Origin of the sequence: Leptolyngbya sp. KIOST-1 (genome assembly GCF_000763385.1) — a bacterium.
Classification (GTDB): Bacteria; Cyanobacteriota; Cyanobacteriia; order Phormidesmidales; family Phormidesmidaceae; genus Nodosilinea.
Window position 1 is genome coordinate 2,107,134 of sequence record NZ_JQFA01000002.1, and the last position, 16,544, is coordinate 2,123,677.

General features: G+C 60.7%; 11 protein-coding genes. 5 read left to right on the forward strand and 6 right to left on the reverse strand.

Annotated elements, in window-relative coordinates:
- Positions 1-64 precede the first annotated feature (64 nt).
- The 4 genes from psbV to NF78_RS09360 all read right to left on the reverse strand — a co-directional run bounded on the left by psbV (position 65) and on the right by NF78_RS09360 (position 5,429).
- Positions 65-571: a photosystem II cytochrome c-550 gene (gene psbV / locus NF78_RS09345; RefSeq protein WP_035985881.1), complete on the reverse strand. Its 507-nt coding sequence runs from the start codon at positions 569-571 to the stop codon at positions 65-67.
- Between the two features lie 126 nt (positions 572-697).
- Positions 698-1,642 carry an acetyl-CoA carboxylase, carboxyltransferase subunit beta gene (gene accD / locus NF78_RS09350; protein WP_035985882.1) on the reverse strand — a complete coding sequence of 315 codons (945 nt, stop codon included), beginning with the start codon at positions 1,640-1,642 and terminating at the stop codon, positions 698-700.
- A 186-nt stretch (positions 1,643-1,828) separates the two neighbouring features.
- A complete protein-coding gene (locus NF78_RS09355) occupies positions 1,829-4,369 on the reverse strand; it encodes a GAF domain-containing protein (protein WP_035985883.1) in 2,541 nt (846 codons plus the stop codon).
- Between the two features lie 295 nt (positions 4,370-4,664).
- Entirely contained in the window at positions 4,665-5,429 is a 765-nt protein-coding gene (locus NF78_RS09360) for a dienelactone hydrolase family protein (RefSeq protein ID WP_035985884.1), read from the reverse strand.
- 232 nt (positions 5,430-5,661) lie between these two features.
- Between NF78_RS09360 and NF78_RS09365 the strand changes: the two genes are divergently transcribed.
- The 4 genes from NF78_RS09365 (at position 5,662) to NF78_RS09380 (ending at position 11,328) form a co-directional block, all read left to right on the forward strand.
- On the forward strand, positions 5,662-6,609 hold the full coding sequence (locus NF78_RS09365; protein ID WP_035985885.1) for a serine hydrolase: 948 nt from the start codon (positions 5,662-5,664) through the stop codon (positions 6,607-6,609).
- Between the two features lie 448 nt (positions 6,610-7,057).
- Positions 7,058-7,876 carry a hypothetical protein gene (locus NF78_RS28140; protein WP_156119710.1) on the forward strand — a complete coding sequence of 273 codons (819 nt, stop codon included), beginning with the start codon at positions 7,058-7,060 and terminating at the stop codon, positions 7,874-7,876.
- 154 nt (positions 7,877-8,030) lie between these two features.
- Positions 8,031-9,494 (forward strand): RecQ family ATP-dependent DNA helicase, encoded by a 1,464-nt coding sequence (locus NF78_RS09375; RefSeq protein ID WP_035985886.1) that lies wholly within the window; start codon positions 8,031-8,033, stop codon positions 9,492-9,494.
- A 223-nt stretch (positions 9,495-9,717) separates the two neighbouring features.
- On the forward strand, positions 9,718-11,328 hold the full coding sequence (locus NF78_RS09380; protein ID WP_035985887.1) for a B12-binding domain-containing radical SAM protein: 1,611 nt from the start codon (positions 9,718-9,720) through the stop codon (positions 11,326-11,328).
- 198 nt (positions 11,329-11,526) lie between these two features.
- Here the strand turns inward: NF78_RS09380 and NF78_RS31030 are convergent, their stop codons facing one another.
- Positions 11,527-11,679, reverse strand: a complete 153-nt coding sequence (locus tag NF78_RS31030) for a hypothetical protein (RefSeq protein ID WP_156119711.1) — start codon at positions 11,677-11,679, stop codon at positions 11,527-11,529.
- Positions 11,680-12,073: 394 nt separating this feature from the next.
- On the opposite strand from NF78_RS31030, the gene nrdJ reads away from it, so the two are divergent.
- Positions 12,074-14,257, forward strand: coding sequence for a ribonucleoside-triphosphate reductase, adenosylcobalamin-dependent (gene nrdJ / locus NF78_RS09385; protein WP_035985888.1), 2,184 nt, complete (start codon positions 12,074-12,076; stop codon positions 14,255-14,257).
- A 420-nt stretch (positions 14,258-14,677) separates the two neighbouring features.
- Here the strand turns inward: nrdJ and NF78_RS09390 are convergent, their stop codons facing one another.
- Positions 14,678-16,183: a hypothetical protein gene (locus NF78_RS09390; RefSeq protein WP_156119712.1), complete on the reverse strand. Its 1,506-nt coding sequence runs from the start codon at positions 16,181-16,183 to the stop codon at positions 14,678-14,680.
- Between the last annotated feature and the right edge of the window lie 361 nt (positions 16,184-16,544).

A 16,544-nucleotide genomic window follows, 5' to 3' on the forward strand; every position in this document is an offset into this window, starting at 1 on the left:
ACAGCCGCTGGTTCAGATGTAGCTCATCCAGCCCAGGCTCAGCCCCCAAGCCATCCAACCTTCCCTAGACCTGAGGAGCAGAGAAGCGAGTCTTACCAGCTCCCCACATGTCGCCAATGACCTTGGGCTGAAGCAAAATATGACCCGAGATGGCCACCAGATCTTCCTCAGTTAAACTACGCATTTTGGGGAAGATATCGGCGCTCTTTTTGCTGGGGTGGACCTGAGAAATGTCGGTTAGACCATCGTAGGTGGTCGGTTCTTTCAGGTAGTCCACCAGCGCATCAATGTTGTCGCGGGGGGGCAGGGCACCGGCTAGAGAGTCGGGATCGAGACCAACGGTGGGGTTGGTTTTGGTGATCCCCCCCACGTGGCAGGTGCCACAGGCGTAGTTAAACTGGCGACGGCCACGGGTGACCTGCTCCAGAGATAGCACCAGGGTATCTCCTTCGGGGTTGAGCAGCACGGTACGGGTGGCCTCATCTAGCTCAGCCGCGACAGCGTCTCCCATGACCAGGTGGCTGACAAAGAAGAGTGCGACCGCAACTAGCCAAATGCATCTCTTCAACATGGTTCTCCTCGAATGTATAGGGCTTGGGTATGAAATCAACACAGCGAATTTAATGGGGTTTTACCATCAAATCTTCTCGTAATGTCTATCATGCCACCGAAGGGGGCCATTCCCAAGGTTTCGCCGTTATAAATCGACCCCGATGTGGGTTGGGGCTACGGTTTCTAGGCCATTGCTCCAGGGGGCGTGGCCGTCGGGAGAGACGGAGGCGGCCACGGGCTGGTGCAGACGAATCAGCTGAGCGAGGGTCGCTTTGAGCTGGGTGCGCGGCACAATTAAATCGACAAAGCCGTGGTCGCGCAGGTACTCGGCGGTCTGAAAATCGTCGGGCAGTTTTTCCCGCAGGGTTTGCTCGACTACCCGGCGCCCGGCAAAGCCAATAGTGGCTTTGGGTTCCGCCACAATGATGTCGCCCAGCATGGCAAAACTGGCGGTAACGCCGCCCGTGGTGGGGTGGGTGAGCACCGGCATATAGAGTAGTTTGGCGGCCTGGTGCTGCTGCAAGGCTCCAGAGATTTTAGCCATCTGCATCAGGCTGAGCATGCCCTCCTGCATGCGGGCTCCGCCGGAGGCGCAGACGATGATTACGGGACGATTCGTGGCGGTGCCGCGCTCGATCAGGCGGGTGAGCTTTTCGCCCACCACCGAGCCCATGCTACCGCCCATGAAGCGAAAGTCCATCACGCCGAGGGCAACGGGCAGGCCGTCCAGCTCGCCCAGGCCGGTCTGTACCGCGTCGGTGAGCTTGGTCTTGGTCTGGGTGTCGCGCAGGCGATCGCCGTAGCCCTTGCGGTCTTTGAATTTCAGGGGATCTTCAGGCTGAATGTGGGTGTCCAGCGCCTGCCAGGTGTTGGCGTCGATAAGCTGTCGAATGCGCTCATCGCTGAAGATGCGGTGGTGGTGGCCGCACTCGCCGCAGACCCACTGGTTGGCCCGCAGATCTTTGGTGTAGGTGAGAACGTCGCAGTGCTCACACTTGGTCCACAGGCCGTCGGCAATTTCCCGCTCCTGGCGGTCTTCGCTGATGGGGCCTGACTTACGGCGATTGGCAAACCAGTCAAACAGAGACATGCGTGTGGGTTAGCTCAACGGCGATGAAACAACTGCCAAAAGTGTCCAATCTGAACACAACTCCCATCCTAGCGGGTTTGCGACCGCTGCGATAGATGGGCTGAGCCGGGGGGCAGGCAGTATCCCCGGACGGCATTCATCATAATCGCCCATGGCTGTCCACGGTGAGGGGGCAGGGCGGCACAATCATTTGGTGGTCATGACGTAGACCCCATTCCAGTCCTGGGGCGGCGGTTGCTGCTGATACTGCCGCGCCCGATTCAGGTGTACGGCGACGGCTTTGTCGTCGGGGCGCATCTGCTGGGCCTGCTCGAACAGACGCAGGGCCTCGTCAAAGCGCAGGCTGGTATAGGCGCTGCGGGCCCTGGCGTAGAGGTCTAAGAAGGCTTCGGTGCCGGGGCTGAGGGGAACGTCGCGCTTGTCGATCAGCTCGTAGAGGCCGACGGCCTGCTGTTTGCCCTTGACCTGGGTGCGGTCGAGCTCGCGCACCCAAATTTTGTCGGCGCAGAGGGCGTAGGTGTACTCGCTGAGGACGATATCGCAGCCGTATTCTTTGGTGACGCCCTCCAGGCGGGAGCTGAGGTTGACCCCGTCGCCAATCACGGTGTACTCCATTTTGCGCTGGGAGCCAATGTTGCCCGACACCACCTCGCCCGAGCTAATGCCGATGCCGATGCGGATTTCGGGCTGGCCCAGGGCGCCCCGCTCGGCGTTGAACTGGGCCAGCCGCCGCCGCATGTCGAGGGCGCTCTGCACCGCGGCCCAGGCGTGGTTGCTGAGGGGCAGCGGCGCTCCAAATACCGCCATCAGGGCGTCGCCAATGAACTTGTCGAGGGTGCCCTCGAAGTTAAACACCGACTCCACCATGGTTTCAAAGTAGGCGTTGAGCATTTCCACCACTTTGTCGGCTTCCAGGTCCTCGGTCAGGGTGGTGTAGCCGCGAATGTCGGAAAACAGCACGGTGACGTCTTTGCGCTCCCCCTTCATCAGCAGATCGTCGCCCAGGGCCATCACCTGCTCGGCCACGCCGGGGGTCATATAGCGGTAGAGGGTGCTCTTCATTCGCTTTTCCTGGCTGATGTCTTCCAGCACCAGCAGGCCCCCCAGCACGCCGCCCTCGGGGTTGTTGAGGGGGTTGACGGTGAGGTTGATGCTGCGCTCGATGCGCTGCACCAGGTTGGCGGGCACGGGCGGGGCGGTGGGATCGCCCCAGGGTCGGTAGATTTCGGGGGCGGCGGGATCGCTCAGGGCCAACTCAGAGACGGGGTCGAGGCCGGTGCCGGGGCCGGGGGCTACGGCCACCCGCAGGCTCTGCTCGGGGACGTAGTGGCGGGCGCCGTGCTGGAGGCTGTCTTCGAGGCGAAAGCGCAGGCTCTCGATTGGGATCGCGTCCCAAACGGGGCGGTGTAGCAGGGCCGACTGCCAGCGATCGCGGATGGTGCGGCCGTGGTCGCGCTCCTCGGGGCAGCCGAGCAGCTCCAGGGCGGCGTCGTTGATGGTGACAATCCGCCCCTCCATATCGGTGGAAATCACCGCATCGGAGAGGCTCTGCAGCATGTCTTTCTGGTACTGTTTCTCGACCAGCACGCTCTCAAACAGCTTGGCATTCTCCAGCGCTACCCCCGCCTGAATGTTGAAGGCCCGCATGAAGGCCTCATCGGAGCTGGTAAAGGTGCCCTGGGTCTTGTTGATCAGCTGGGTGACGGCGATCAGCTTGCCGCCTGAGTCGAACACGGGCATACAGAGGATGGTGCGGGTGGTGTAGCCGGTGCGCTTGTCGGCGTCGGGGTTAAAGCGGGGATCCTGGTAGGCATCGGGAATGTTCAGCACCTCGCCCGTGGTGGCCACATGGCCGACAATGCCGCTGGTGATGGGGCTGCGCAGCTCCACCAGCGATTTGCCGTCCCCCGACTTCACCTTGGACCACAGGTCGCCGCTCTCTTCATCGATCAGCCACAGGGTGCTGCGATCGGCCTGCATCAGCTGGCGGGCCTCTTCCATCACCGATTGCAGGGTTTTCTCCAGATCTAAGCTCTGCTCCAGGGAGGAGATTGCCTTTAGCAGGGCTGCTACACCCTTCTGGTTGCGGGCGGCCACATAAAAAGAGTTGCAGCTCTCCAGAATCACCCCCAGCGATTCGGCAAACTCCTTAAAGTGGCGCTCGTCCTGATCGTCGAAGGGGGTGTGGTTGAGCTTGTTGAGCAGCTGCACCACCGCCACAATGCTGTTGCTTTTTTTGCTCAGCACCGGCATGCAGAGAATGCTGCGGGTGCGATAGCCGTGCTTCTGGTCGTAGGTGCTGTCGAAGCGATCGTCGGCGTAGGCGTCGGGAATGTTCAGGGGCGTCAGGTTGGTGGCCACATAGCCCGAGATCCCCTTGCCCATGGGGACCCGAATTTCGAGCGATCGCTCCCCATCCCCCTGGGCAATTTTCGACCACAGCTCCTGCTTTTCGTGATCCACCATAAAAATAGTGGTGCGCTCGGCCTGGAGGATCTGGCCAATCTTGAGGGTAAAGGCCTCCAGAATTTGCTCCAGCATGATCTCCAACGACTCGTTGTTGATCATGTCGATGGCGCGCAAAAAATGCTCGAACTCTGCCGTGATCTGGTCCAGCAGATTGATGAACTGGGGCGTCGGCAGGTCGCGCACCCGGTTGGTGAGGGAACTGTGCTGGTTGACCAGAGACAGCGCGGTGATCATGCTGCGGTCGATCTGAGATGCCATAGGATCCCTACTCAAGCGTGGCAGATGGGAGTACAAGCAGTGGGCGCAGTCAGCCGCCTGGGTTGAGTTGAAGATCGCACAGGGGGGAGCCTTTCCCGTGTCGGCGGGTACAGGATCTGCAGCTGGAAGCCACACTTCCCCCTGCGTCATGACGTTGTTAAAGGTTACGAAGGAACCGACTCAGCGCCAATCCCCCTAACTACTCTAACCGTATCCTCCAGGGCTTAGGACAGAACGTTGCGATTTGCACAGAATGCTCAGCCCCTGGCTATGCCATAGCATACCCAGCCCTTCCCTAGGAATGCGCTTCGCTCAGCCCAGCTGAGCCAAACTCGGCCTCCAGAAAAGCAATGATTTCTCCCCAGGCGGCGTCGCTGGCGGCCGGATCGTAGCGGTAGCCATCGTCGCGCATGAAGGTATGGTTGGCCGAATAGATCAGCGTCTTAGGCTCAATGCCGGCGGTGGCCAGGGTCTTGAGCAGGGTGTCGCGCCCTTCGGCAGGCACGTGGGGATCCTGGTCGCCAAAAATAAATAGCAGCCGAGCCGAGATGTCGCCCAACCGCTCCAGGGTGTCGGCTTTGTCTCGCCCTAGCTTGCCGCTGTGAATGCCCGTCGGATAGCAACACACCGCTGCTTTTACCCCAGGGTTGAGAGCCGCACGACAGGCCAGATGACCTCCAATGCAAAAACCCAGGGTGGCAATTTGGCCGGGGGCGACGGTGGCATCGTTGTGTAGCCAGTCGAGGACGGCTGCGGCATCGGCGTCGTGGTGGGCAACTTCGGTGCGTCGGGCGGCATCGTTGCCCCGTAGGCGACCCACGTCGTTGGGTTCAATCACGGTGCCGGGGGGTTCCAGGCGGTGAAAGATCTCTGGGGCGACGACGACATAGCCGTAGCCCGCCAGGCGATCGGCCAGGCGCACCATGGGGCCACCCAGCTGGTAAATGTCGGAATAGAACAAAATGCCGGGATACTGACCGGGTACCGTCGGTTTGGCCATGTAGAGGCGCATTAGGCTGTCGTCTACGGTCAGACCCACGTCACGGCGCTGAATTTGCACAGGGTTACCTCCAGGGTTCGCCAGGGGGATTAGGTATCAGGTTTTGGGTTTGCGGTATCAGGTTCACGGTTCTAGGTTCGTGGTTTTGGGTTCGCGGTTTTGGGTTCGCGGTTACTGTGAAACCCAGAACCAGAGGCCTGAACCCTCACACCTCAATTGCTACAGCAATGCCGTACTGATAGTGCAGGATGATTGAATCGACAAGCGGTTACCTAAGACACAAGCGCTGGCTATGACACCCTTTTTTATCCCCGATACCGCCCTGCAGGCAACCCTGGATCAGGTGCTCGATCAGGTGCGGGTTGAGTTTGCCCTCACCCCGACGCAACTGGCGGTCACTTGGCTGTGGTACGACCCGCCCTACATCACCAATACCGGCGGTGCCCTGAGCGCCACCGACTTTTGGCAGCGTCCGCCGCGCGGAGCTAGCTACCGGGGCGTGGAGCTGATCTATCCGGCCAGCGTGGTGAAGCTGTTTTACCTGGTGGCGGCCCACGAATGGCTGGAGCAGGGCATGATCCCGCCGTCTGCCGAGCTGGATCGGGCGCTGCGGGACATGATTGTGGACTCCAGCAACGACGCCACCTCCCTGGTGGTCGATGTGCTCAGCGGCACCACCAGCGGCCCGGAGCTGCCCCCTGGTCCCTTCGAGACCTGGTGCCACCAGCGCAACATCGTCAATCGGTTTTTTCAGTCGCTTCAGTGGCCTGAGTTGAGCGGGGTCAACCTCAACCAGAAACCCTGGGGCGATGGTCCCTACGGACGGGAACGGGTTTTTGTGGGGGAGCACTACGACAATCGCAATCGACTCACCACCAACGCTGTGGCGCGACTGATCCACAGCATTGCCGGGGGGGTGGCGGTCTCGGCAGCGCGATCGCAGTCCATGCTGACCTTGATGCAGCGAACCGTGCCCTCGGGCCTTCCAGCCCCCGGCGAAGAAGACCAGGTGACCGGCTTTTTGGGGGCGGGGTTGCCGCCCGGCACCAGGCTGTACTCGAAGGCCGGCTACACCAGTCAGGTGCGCCACGATGCGATTTACTTTGAGCTGCCCACGGGGGCACCCGGTCTGCTGGTGGCCTTTACCAAAGGCCACCAGCAGAGTCAGAACCGCGATCTGCTGCCGCGCCTAGCCGACCTGATTGGGCAGGCCATGGTCAGTGCGGCCCCGCTGGCTTGAGCGGTGGGCATCGATGGCTTTCGCTGTTTCACACAGGCTACAGCCCCTGACGGGCTGCTGGAGTCGGGCCTGAAAACGCTGACAGGATCAAGCCGTTGATCAGCGTGGACGGCAGATCTTGAGGCGTTTGCGGCAAAATCTCTGGCTAAATTTTGAGTATGACCATTGATCCCCGTTTTGATCTGTCTTTGAGTAGAGTCGCATCTATCTTAGGTAGGTGCAAAATGTTGTCAACATAGCCTTGCCACTCGGTTGAAGATGGTACAATTCAGCCAATTTCAAAGATAAATGTGGTGTGAAGGCCCGTAGTCTGCGGAAAAGTTCAGTTTTGATTTTTCCTGCTTTGGCTCCGGTAAGCCGATTGTGAGATTGGTTGTTTCGAATGTAGCGATCGCTGGCATTTAGCCAACGTGACCAACTGTTAAAAATTTGAGGAGTGAACGAAATTATGGCGTATCTCAAGCAAGTTTCTCTGGTGCTTGGTCTGGCCGCCGCCGCTGGAATGGCAAGCCCTGCCCTGGCCCAAACCGAGTTGAGCAATCTAGAACTGACCGACAGCGTTTTGGCCGAGGTCGAAGTTTTGCCCGCTGCGATTGAGTCGGCGGCAGGCAACCCCGTAGAGGCCGCTGAGCCTGTGGAAACGGCCGAGGCTGAGGAAATTGATGCGATCGGAGTCGCCCAGGCGACGGCCAGCGAAGCGAGCCTGCTGGCCCTGCCCGAAGCCAATACGTTCTCTAGCAACGGTCTGTTTGACACCGCTGATATCGAGTCGGCGCTGATGGCTGCCACCATTGAGGCGGCTCCTGAAGCTACCAATTCCATTGACCTGGCTCAGGTGACTGCGCCTGGGGCGGTGGCGGTTAGCCCTGCTTACGTAGGGGTAGGTGGCAACATTGGTGTGGGCAACCGGGGCGATAGCGCTCTGTCCAGCTTTGGCTTCAACATCATCAGCAAAATTTCCCTCGGTCCTCGCTTCTCGGTGCGGGCTGGAGCGACCGCTACCAACGATCGCTGGGGCTTCACCATTCCCATTACCTACAACTTCAACCCCGGTACCTACGGCGGAGTTCTCGCTCAGCCCTACGTAGGGGCTGGGGTCGAAATTCCCACCAGTGGTGACATCGGGCTGTTGGTCAATGCCGGGGCCGACGTGCCCATCTCCCCCAACTTCACCCTCAACGGGGTCGCCAACTTCCGGCTGACCAGCGGCTTTGCCCTGGGCATTTCCCTTGGCGTGGGCTACAACTTCCCCTTCTTCTTTGACTAAGGCCTGAACGGGAAGCACCAGGGGCCGAGGTGGGCTAAAGCCCCACTGAGCCCCTAATCCAGCCGGGGAGTCGTGAGCGATCGCGGCTCCCCTGCTTTTTTCTATCCTGGGCTTTTGTCTGGGCACTCTGAGGGCTCAGGTTGAGGGTGCTGCGATGGCAGAAACAACAGTGGCCTGGGGTGAAGTGCTCCAGGCCTTTCAGCATATTTGGGGCTATAGCGATTTTCGTCCGCCTCAGGACGCGATCGTCAGGGCGCTATTGGAGCGTCGAGATCTGCTGGTGGTGCTGCCGACAGGTGGGGGCAAATCCATCTGCTTTCAGCTGCCAGCGCTGTTGCAGTCGGGCCTGACGCTGGTAGTGTCGCCCCTGGTGGCGCTGATGGAAAACCAGGTTCAGGACCTCCACGACAAAGCCCTGCCTGCGGCTACGCTGCACAGCCAACTGCTGCCGCCCCAGCGGCGCAAAATTCTCCAGGCGCTGGAGCAACAGGCCCTGCGACTGCTCTACCTGTCGCCCGAAACCCTGCTCAGTCCGCCGGTCTGGGAGCGTCTGTGTCAACCCAGCCTGTGCCTCAACGGCCTGATCCTGGATGAGGCCCACTGTCTGGTCCAGTGGGGCGAAACCTTTCGTCCGGCCTATCGCCGATTGGGGGCGGTACGGACGGCGCTGCTGGCCTGTCGCCCACCCGGAACCACGCTGCCGATTGCCGCCTTCACCGCCACCGCAGACCCCTCGGCCCAGAGCATTCTGAAGCAGGTTTTGCAGCTCCAGTCGCCCCAGGTGGTGCGGCTCACCCCCCACCGCGCTAATCTGAACCTGCGGGTCAGGGCGGTGGTGAGCGAGGGGCAGCGCAAAGGCACCCTGGGGCGATATTTGCAGCAGCATGCCGGCCAAGCCGGGCTGGTCTATGTGCGCACCCGCAGGGACAGCGAGGCGCTGGCCCTGCAGTTGGCCGATCGCTACCGGGTGGCCCCCTACCACGCCGGGTTGAGCAGCCGCGATCGCCGCCAGATCGAAGCCGACTGGATGGCCGACCGGCTCCAGTTCGTGGTGGCGACCAGTGCCTTCGGCATGGGCATTTCCAAATCGAATACCCGCTGGGTGGTGCACTACCAGGCCCCCTGCACCATTACCGAGTACGTGCAGGAGGTGGGGCGGGCGGGGCGTGACGGCAACCCCGCCGAGGCCCTGACCCTGGTGAGCGAGCCCACGGGCTGGCTGGAGCCGGGCGATCGCCAGCGGGCCAAATTTTTTGAGGCTCAGACCCAGGCGCTGCAGCAAAAGGCCCAGCGGCTGGTCAGCCAGATTCCGCCCCATGGCGATGTGCGGGAGATTAGCCAGCGGTTTGACCACGGGGCCATTTCGCTGTCGTGGCTGCACAGCGTGGGGCAGCTAGAGTGGGTCAGTCCCTTTCACTACCAGCTCACGCCCCAGGGGCGATCGCCCTCGAGGCTGCAGGTGTCTGCCAGCCAGCAGATGCACCAGTTTTTGCACAGCCGCCAGTGCCGCTGGCAGGGGCTACTGGTGGCCTTTGGGTTTCGCACGGAGGCGCAGCGGCTGGGTTCCTGCGGGCACTGCGATAACTGCCAGCGCGATCGCCCCCGCCGGGCGAACTAAGAGCCGCTTCTCAACGTCTTAACTCCCGGACCCTCAGCCCCCTGTTTGAGGGCCATGTTTCTGTCTTTGGGGTGCATTTTTCATCGGCAAAATTGAAATTTCAGCCGTTTACTCAGCCCACTTTTCTATGGTTTGGCCGACCTGAGGTATCGGATTTTTAAGTTTTGCGTTTGATTATTTCAGTCAACTCCCTTAGCATGGCGAGGATACCCATACGGTCTCTATGAATATTCTCCTGATCTATCCACGGTTTCCGAAAAGCTTTTGGTCGTTTGACAAAACTCTGGAACTGGTCGGTCTCAAGGCGCAGCTCCCCCCCCTGGGGCTGGTGACCGTAGCGGCTATCTTGCCCCAGAGCTGGAACTACAAGCTGGTAGACCGCAACGTGCGCGAGGTGCGCGAAGACGAATGGCGCTGGGCAGACATTGTGGTGATCTCGGCGATGATCGTTCACCGCACCGACTTTTTTGACGCCGTGCGCACCGCCAAGCGCTACGGCAAGCTGGTGGCGGTGGGCGGCCCCTACCCCACCTCTATGCCCCAGGAGTCAGAGGAGGCCGGGGCCGATTTCTTGATTCTCGACGAAGGGGAAATCACCCTGCCCATGTTTGTGGAGGCGGTGGAACGGGGTGACCAGGGCGGCACCTTCCGCTCCGGCGGCGAAAAGCCCGATGTCACCAGCACTCCCATCCCTCGCTACGACCTGCTGGAGATGGACGCCTACGCCGAAATGTCGGTGCAGTTTTCCCGCGGCTGCCCGTTTCAGTGCGAGTTTTGCGACATCATCGTGCTCTACGGCCGCAAGCCCCGCACCAAGTCCCCCGAACAGCTATTGGCCGAACTCCAGTCCCTCTACGACCTGGGTTGGCGGCGCAGCATCTTCATGGTCGATGACAACTTCATCGGCAACAAGCGCAACGTCAAGCTGTTGCTCAAGGCGATGAAACCCTGGATGGAGGAGCACGGCTATCCCTTCTCCTTTGCCACTGAGGCATCAGTAGACCTGGCCCAGGATCCAGAACTGATGCAGATGATGGTGGACTGCAACTTCGGCACCGTCTTTTTGGGCATTGAGACTCCCGACGACGACAGCCTGACCTTGACCAAAAAATTCCAGAATACGCGCGATCCCCTCTCGGAGTCGGTGATTTCTATCGCCCAGGCGGGACTGCGGGTGATGGCGGGGCTGATCGTCGGCTTCGACGGCGAAAAGACTGGGGCCGGTCGGCGAATCTACGAATTTGTCGAGCAGACCGCCATTCCCACCGCCCTGGTGAGTATGCTGCAAGCCCTGCCCGACACCGCCCTCTGGCACCGCCTCGAGAAAGAGGGCCGCCTGCTGGGCAAGAGCGCCGACATCAACCAGACCACCCTGATGAACTTTGTGCCCACCCGGCCCATCGAAGAAATCACCGAAGAATACATTCAGGTGTTCTGGGATCTCTACGACCCGCTGACGGTGCTCAACCGCACCTTCCGCCACTTTCTCATGCTGGGGGAGGCCCAGAAGCGCAACTACAAAAACCGCACCACCTCAGCGGGGGCTCCCGATATTAACTGGGTGACCATTCGCGCCTTCCTGATTGTGGTGTGGCGCCAGGGCCTTTTGCGTAAAACTCGCCTGCGCTTCTGGAGCAACCTGGCCGTCATGCTGTGGCGCTACCCGGCCGTGGCGGCCAACTACGTGTCGGTGTGCGCCCAGGCCGAGCACTTCCTCGACTTCCGCCAGATCGTGCGGCAGAACATTGAAGCGCAGCTGGCGGCCTACCTGGAGGCGAAAAAGGCCACCGATCAGGCCACCGCCGCCGAATCCGTGGCGGTATCCGTGAGCTAGGTTTAGCTTGTGACCTGGCAAACCATGACAAGATGGTCGAGGACTTCAGGTGCCTCGGCCATCTTTTTGCTTGCACAAAACCTGGCACCAGCTTGAGGAATAAAAACTCGCTGCCGTTTAGGACTGCGCCAAAGGCGGGTCTATCGGCATTTGGACTAGCCAGCATGTAAGCCAATGCCTGGGGAGTGGATAACGGATTTAGCGATCGCCCCTTTCCCCCAGCGCGGCCTCTAGCAGGCAGGAGTGTCGCCACTGTCGGTAGGCCCGCTGGTAGTCGGCCCAGGCTTTGAGCTGGCCGTCGGGGCCTTCGTAGCGGTGCTTAAACTGCTCCCAGCAGACTTTTTCTTCCATGGGGGGCCTCGCCGCTATTCAAAACAACTTGGATTGGATCCTAAATTGATAATGCCAGAGCCATCGCCGCCCTAGGGCAATCCGCAACACATCTTGAGCTTCTGGGGACGGATCGGGGGTGGGGCGATAAGATGTGGGGGCGATCGCTCTCCCAGATGTAGCGCTAAATCTGACAAAAAAAAGTTTTTCAGACGCTAGATCTGAAAATAATCCGTTATGATAATCGACCATTGGGGCGATCCGCTGAAGCTGGGCTAGGATTTTGCCGATTCATGCGGTTTCCTGGTGCCCAGGCTGGGCGATAACGCAACGATTTGAATTGCAGTGTTTGACAATGCGCTGTTTGGTAACGCACTCAACCTACGTCCTCTCTTGCTAGCAAAAGGCTGATCCCATGGTTCAAGAACTTCCCCGTACCCGGCAGCAGGGGCCATTCCCTGAGGCAGCTCCAGCGGCGTTTCCCGTGTTTTACCGCACCTACAGCCGCCGGGGCGAGGTGGTGGAGGGACAGCGGGAGACCTGGGATCAGGTGTGCGATCGCACCCTGGCAGGCCTGGTCGAACTCGGCAACCTCACCGCCGACGAGGTCGAGCTGCTGGGCCGCATGCAGCGCCAGGTGAAGGCCCTGCCCTCCGGTCGCTGGCTGTGGGTGGGCGGCACCGCCTGGAGCAAACAGCCGGAGAATTTCTCTGGAGCCTACAACTGCACCAGCACCAACGTGGTGGACTGGCGCGCCTTCGGCCTGATGATGGACTTGGCGATGATGGGCTGCGGCACCGGGGCGATTCTAGAACCCAAGTACATCAGCCAGATTCCCGCCATCCGCAACCGCATCACCGTTACCATGGCAGGCGACATTGGCGAGACTCCGGTGGCTGAGCGGCAGGAAAAAACCGACGTCACCGTTGAGGGCAACCAGATCACCATCCGCGTCGGTGACAGTCGCCAGGGCTGGGTCAAGTCCTACGAAACCCTGCTGGAGCTATCCACCGACCAGCGGTTTAGCGGCGAAGTGAACGTCACTATCGACCTGCGCGACGTGCGCCCCGCCGGAGAAAAGCTCAAGGGCTTTGGCGGCGTGGCCAACCCCATTCGCCTGTCGCTGCTCTACGATCGCTGCGCCAACATCCTCAACAAAGCTCTGGGTCGCCAGCTCAACTCCGTCGAGTGCTGCCTGCTGATCGACGAAGCCGCCGCCTGCGTGGTGGCTGGCAACATTCGCCGTAGTGCGGGCATGCGCCAGTTCGACAGCGCCGACGAACTGGCCGCCAGCGCCAAGGACAACCTCTGGCAGCAGGACAGCGAGGGCAACTGGCGCATTGACCCCGAGCGCGACGTGCTGCGGATGGCCAACCACACCCGCGTCTTCCACACCAAGCCCAGCCGGCAAGACTGCGTAGATTCTGTCCGCAAGCAGTTCTACTCCGGCGAGGGGGCGATCCAGTGGGCTGGGGAGGCGAAAAAGCGAGCTGGAGCCGATGACCGCTACGGTCTCAACCCCTGCGGCGAAATCCTCGGCTCCAACTTTCACTGCAACCTGGCGGAAGTCCACCTCAACCAGCTCGATCCTGAGAACCTGCAAGAGCAGGAGGACGCCTTCAGGGCGGCGGCGCTCTCCGTGGCGGTGCTGCTCAACCATCAGTTCCAGGAGCCCCGCTACCAGAAGTCGCGCCTGGAGGATCCCATTGTGGGGGTCTCCTTCACGGGGCTGTTTGACTTCTTTGTGATCGCCTTTGGGGTGGAGTGGCTGCGCTGGTGGGAGGCGGGCCGCCCCGATACCATGCAGGGCCTCGAGTTCAAAGCCAGGGAAAAAGAGTTCCTCACCCGCTGGAAGGACATCGTCCACCAGGAGGTGTGGCGCTACTGCGATGCTCACGGCCTGGTGCGGCCCAACCGCTGCACCACCGTGCAGCCCGCCGGCACCAAGTCGCTGCTGACGGGCGCTAGCCCCGGCTGGCACCCGCCCAAGGCCCAGCGCTTCATTCGCCGCATCACCTTCCGCAAAAACGACCCGGTGGCCATGGCCTGCATTGACTACGGCTACGCGGTGGTGCCCTCCCAGTCAGACAAGGACGAGCAAGGCAACCTGCTGAACGACCCCTTTGACCCCCGCTGCACCGAGTGGCTGGTGGAAATTCCCGTAGAAGTGCTGTGGGCGAATTTGCCAGGGGCGGATGCGATCGCGATCGAGAAATTCTCGGCGGCGGCCCAGTTCGACTTCTACATGCAGGTGCAGGCCCACTACACCACCCACAACACCTCCGCCACCATCGAGTTCCGGGAACCCGAGCTAGAGGATCTGGCCGATCGCATCTATCAGGCCATTCAGAACGACGAGGGCTACATCTCCGCCGCCCTGCTGGCCCGGTTTGACGACCTGCAAACCTTCCCCCGCTTACCCTTTGAGCCCATCGACAAGGCTACCTTCGAGGCCCAAAAGCAGCAGGTGGTCGCGCGGCGCGGCACCGACAACTTCCACGCGGCTCTGTCGCGCTACGACGCGGGTGAGGTGATCGAGGCTGGCCCGGCGGGCTGCGATTCTGACAAGTGCATGCTGCCAGAGAAGAAGCCTGACTAAGCTGGGCTGACGAGGCAACAGAACAAGGAATAGAGGCATATCCAAGGGGCTCTGGCTAAGGCTAGAGCCCCTTTTCTGTCACACCGCGATGACTACGCCTGGGACAGTGATCTTGGCGGCAGATTTTAACCTTCGTAGGGTGTGCATTGCTTGTCACAGCAGCCAGTTGATGAAGCCGCTAGTACGGGTGGTCAGAAATAGGGCAACCCTTGCTGAGGGTTTCAGGTGCTGGGTTTCAGGTTTCAGGAACAGTTGGCTAACTTATGCCGCAGGGTGCCAGGGGCTATCATCAATTAGCTGCCAAACAGCCGAAAATTTAGGGTTACAGCCCCTAGCCTGTCGTTTGGGTCAGGCGTGGCAAAGCTTGATATACCGGGCTTTTAGCCACAATTGATGACACGCCCTAGTTGATAAAGGGCTTCAACTTAAATCGCTAAGGTCGTCAAGGCCTCGGAGCCTATCATCGTCAGCACTGTCGGGCTCAGGGCTGTTGAGCAGAGCGTCTAAATCCAGACTGTCGGTGTCGAAACTGGACTCCAGCCCAAACGGATCGTCCTCGGTAGCTTCGATATTGCTATCCAGAAGGTTGTCAAAACCGATGTCATCGGATGTTGCGGGCGGGGCGGTATTGTCCAGGTCAAAGGCGGGGTCTGTGCCAAATGGGTCTTCCTGGGGGGGGAGGGGATCAGGCTCTAAGCCAAATGGGTCGGTTGGGGAGCTGTCGGGGGCGGGGATGGACTCCAGGTTTAGCGCTTCAGTATTCTCCAGATCCCTGTCCAGACCAGAGTCGAAGCTGACGTCTGATGTCAGCCCTGATGCTATCTCTGGGGAAAATTCTGGAGCCACCTCAGGGAATGGCGCAGCGGGTTCGATCGCAGCCTCAAGCTCTAGATCTAGACCTGCATCCTCGCTGGTGACCAGGCTGGCGGCGGCGATCGCCGTGTCGAGGTCAAACTCACCGGGGTCACTGACTGAACCAGCGGCAGCCTCGGGCGAGGCTTGCAGCAGCTGCAGCCGGGCCTCATAGCTCTGCTCTAGCTCCTGGGTCCGCTGGGTCAGTTCGTCCTGGTAGTGCTCAATCTTTTCGGCCAGCTTTTGCTCGTATTCCTCGCGCAGGCTGGTCTCTATCTCGCGCCGCAGGTTCAGCTCCAGCTCCTCGGCGGAGGGCTCGCTCGCTGCGGGGGAACCCGCGCCCCGGGCCAGTTGCAGCTGAGCGTCGTAGGTGGCCTGCATCTGGGCCAGTCGCTGCTCCATCTCATCCTGGTACTGGGCAACGCGCTCGGCCAGGCGCTGGTCATACTCCGCCTGGAGCCGAGCCTCTACCTCAGCCAGATCGCCAGCCCCGGCACGGGCTTCAGGGGTGGGCTCCGGCACCAGGTTGCCCAACGGGATAGCGCCACTGTCTGCGGCCAGGCGAGCCTGGGTCTCATCCTGGTAGTGGGCGATCGCCTCTGCCAGGCGCTGCTCGTACTCTTGCTGGGCCTGCGATCGCGCTTCGACCAGTTTCTCTTGGAGGTGCTGCTCGTAGGCCTGCTGGATTTTGGTGGCGGCCTCTTTGAGACGGGTTTCGTACTGTTTGCGAATGCGTTGCTCAATGCTGCTGTCCGATTCGCCAGAGGCGTTGCCCGACAGAGCCTGGCGGGCCTGAAACTCGGCCTCTAGCTGGCTGCGCTGCTCATCGTACTGAGTCTGGTAGCGCTCCATGCGTTCCGCCAGCTGGGCTTCGTAGTCGTTTTGCAGCTGGCGGGTGGCATCGCGCAGTCGCTGCTCGTGCTCCTGGGCTAGCTCGTCCTGCCGCTGCTGGCTCTGCTGCAACGCCTCACTCAGCTCATTCACCTGGCCCTGGCGCAGGTAGTAGCCCACAATGACCGCCAGAAGTAGGCCAATTAAAGCAGCAACAATAAGACCTTGCGTGAGTTGAGGCATCGTGTTTTCCCCTGTAGACATTAAAAGCCGAGCCGCAGATCATTCACGCTTGAGAGGCCAAAAACGGCGCCTCCCCCGCTTTAGCAGCTGCTAAATAGTGACGATCAATGATATACGCTGCATCTGGTTTGGGATCTCTAAACTTTCCCCGCCGCCTGGTCCGGCACAGGGGCCGAGAGCGACTTTGAGGGCGTGTTATTCATTCTGGGTGACAGCCTCCTTGATGTCAGTCCCTCCGATTCCCCGCCAGCCGTTTCGATGACAGATTATGTCCTTGGTCGGCGTCAGCCCTGCGGTCCCTTGGGCGCATCCTCTACAATGAAGCTAACTTTACCGGTCTCGCCAGTGGGCACACCGATCG

What these genes read in the sequence shown, in the direction of transcription:
- psbV (WP_035985881.1), bottom strand. Translation starts at nt 571, where the DNA reads ATGTTGAAGAGATGCATTTGGCTAGTTGCGGTCGCACTCTTCTTTGTC.
- accD (WP_035985882.1), bottom strand. Translation starts at nt 1,642, where the DNA reads ATGTCTCTGTTTGACTGGTTTGCCAATCGCCGTAAGTCAGGCCCCATC.
- NF78_RS09355 (WP_035985883.1), bottom strand. Translation starts at nt 4,369, where the DNA reads ATGGCATCTCAGATCGACCGCAGCATGATCACCGCGCTGTCTCTGGTC.
- NF78_RS09365 (WP_035985885.1), top strand. Translation starts at nt 5,662, where the DNA reads ATGACACCCTTTTTTATCCCCGATACCGCCCTGCAGGCAACCCTGGAT.
- NF78_RS28140 (WP_156119710.1), top strand. Translation starts at nt 7,058, where the DNA reads ATGGCGTATCTCAAGCAAGTTTCTCTGGTGCTTGGTCTGGCCGCCGCC.
- NF78_RS09375 (WP_035985886.1), top strand. Translation starts at nt 8,031, where the DNA reads ATGGCAGAAACAACAGTGGCCTGGGGTGAAGTGCTCCAGGCCTTTCAG.
- NF78_RS09380 (WP_035985887.1), top strand. Translation starts at nt 9,718, where the DNA reads ATGAATATTCTCCTGATCTATCCACGGTTTCCGAAAAGCTTTTGGTCG.
- NF78_RS31030 (WP_156119711.1), bottom strand. Translation starts at nt 11,679, where the DNA reads ATGGAAGAAAAAGTCTGCTGGGAGCAGTTTAAGCACCGCTACGAAGGC.
- nrdJ (WP_035985888.1), top strand. Translation starts at nt 12,074, where the DNA reads ATGGTTCAAGAACTTCCCCGTACCCGGCAGCAGGGGCCATTCCCTGAG.
- NF78_RS09390 (WP_156119712.1), bottom strand. Translation starts at nt 16,183, where the DNA reads ATGCCTCAACTCACGCAAGGTCTTATTGTTGCTGCTTTAATTGGCCTA.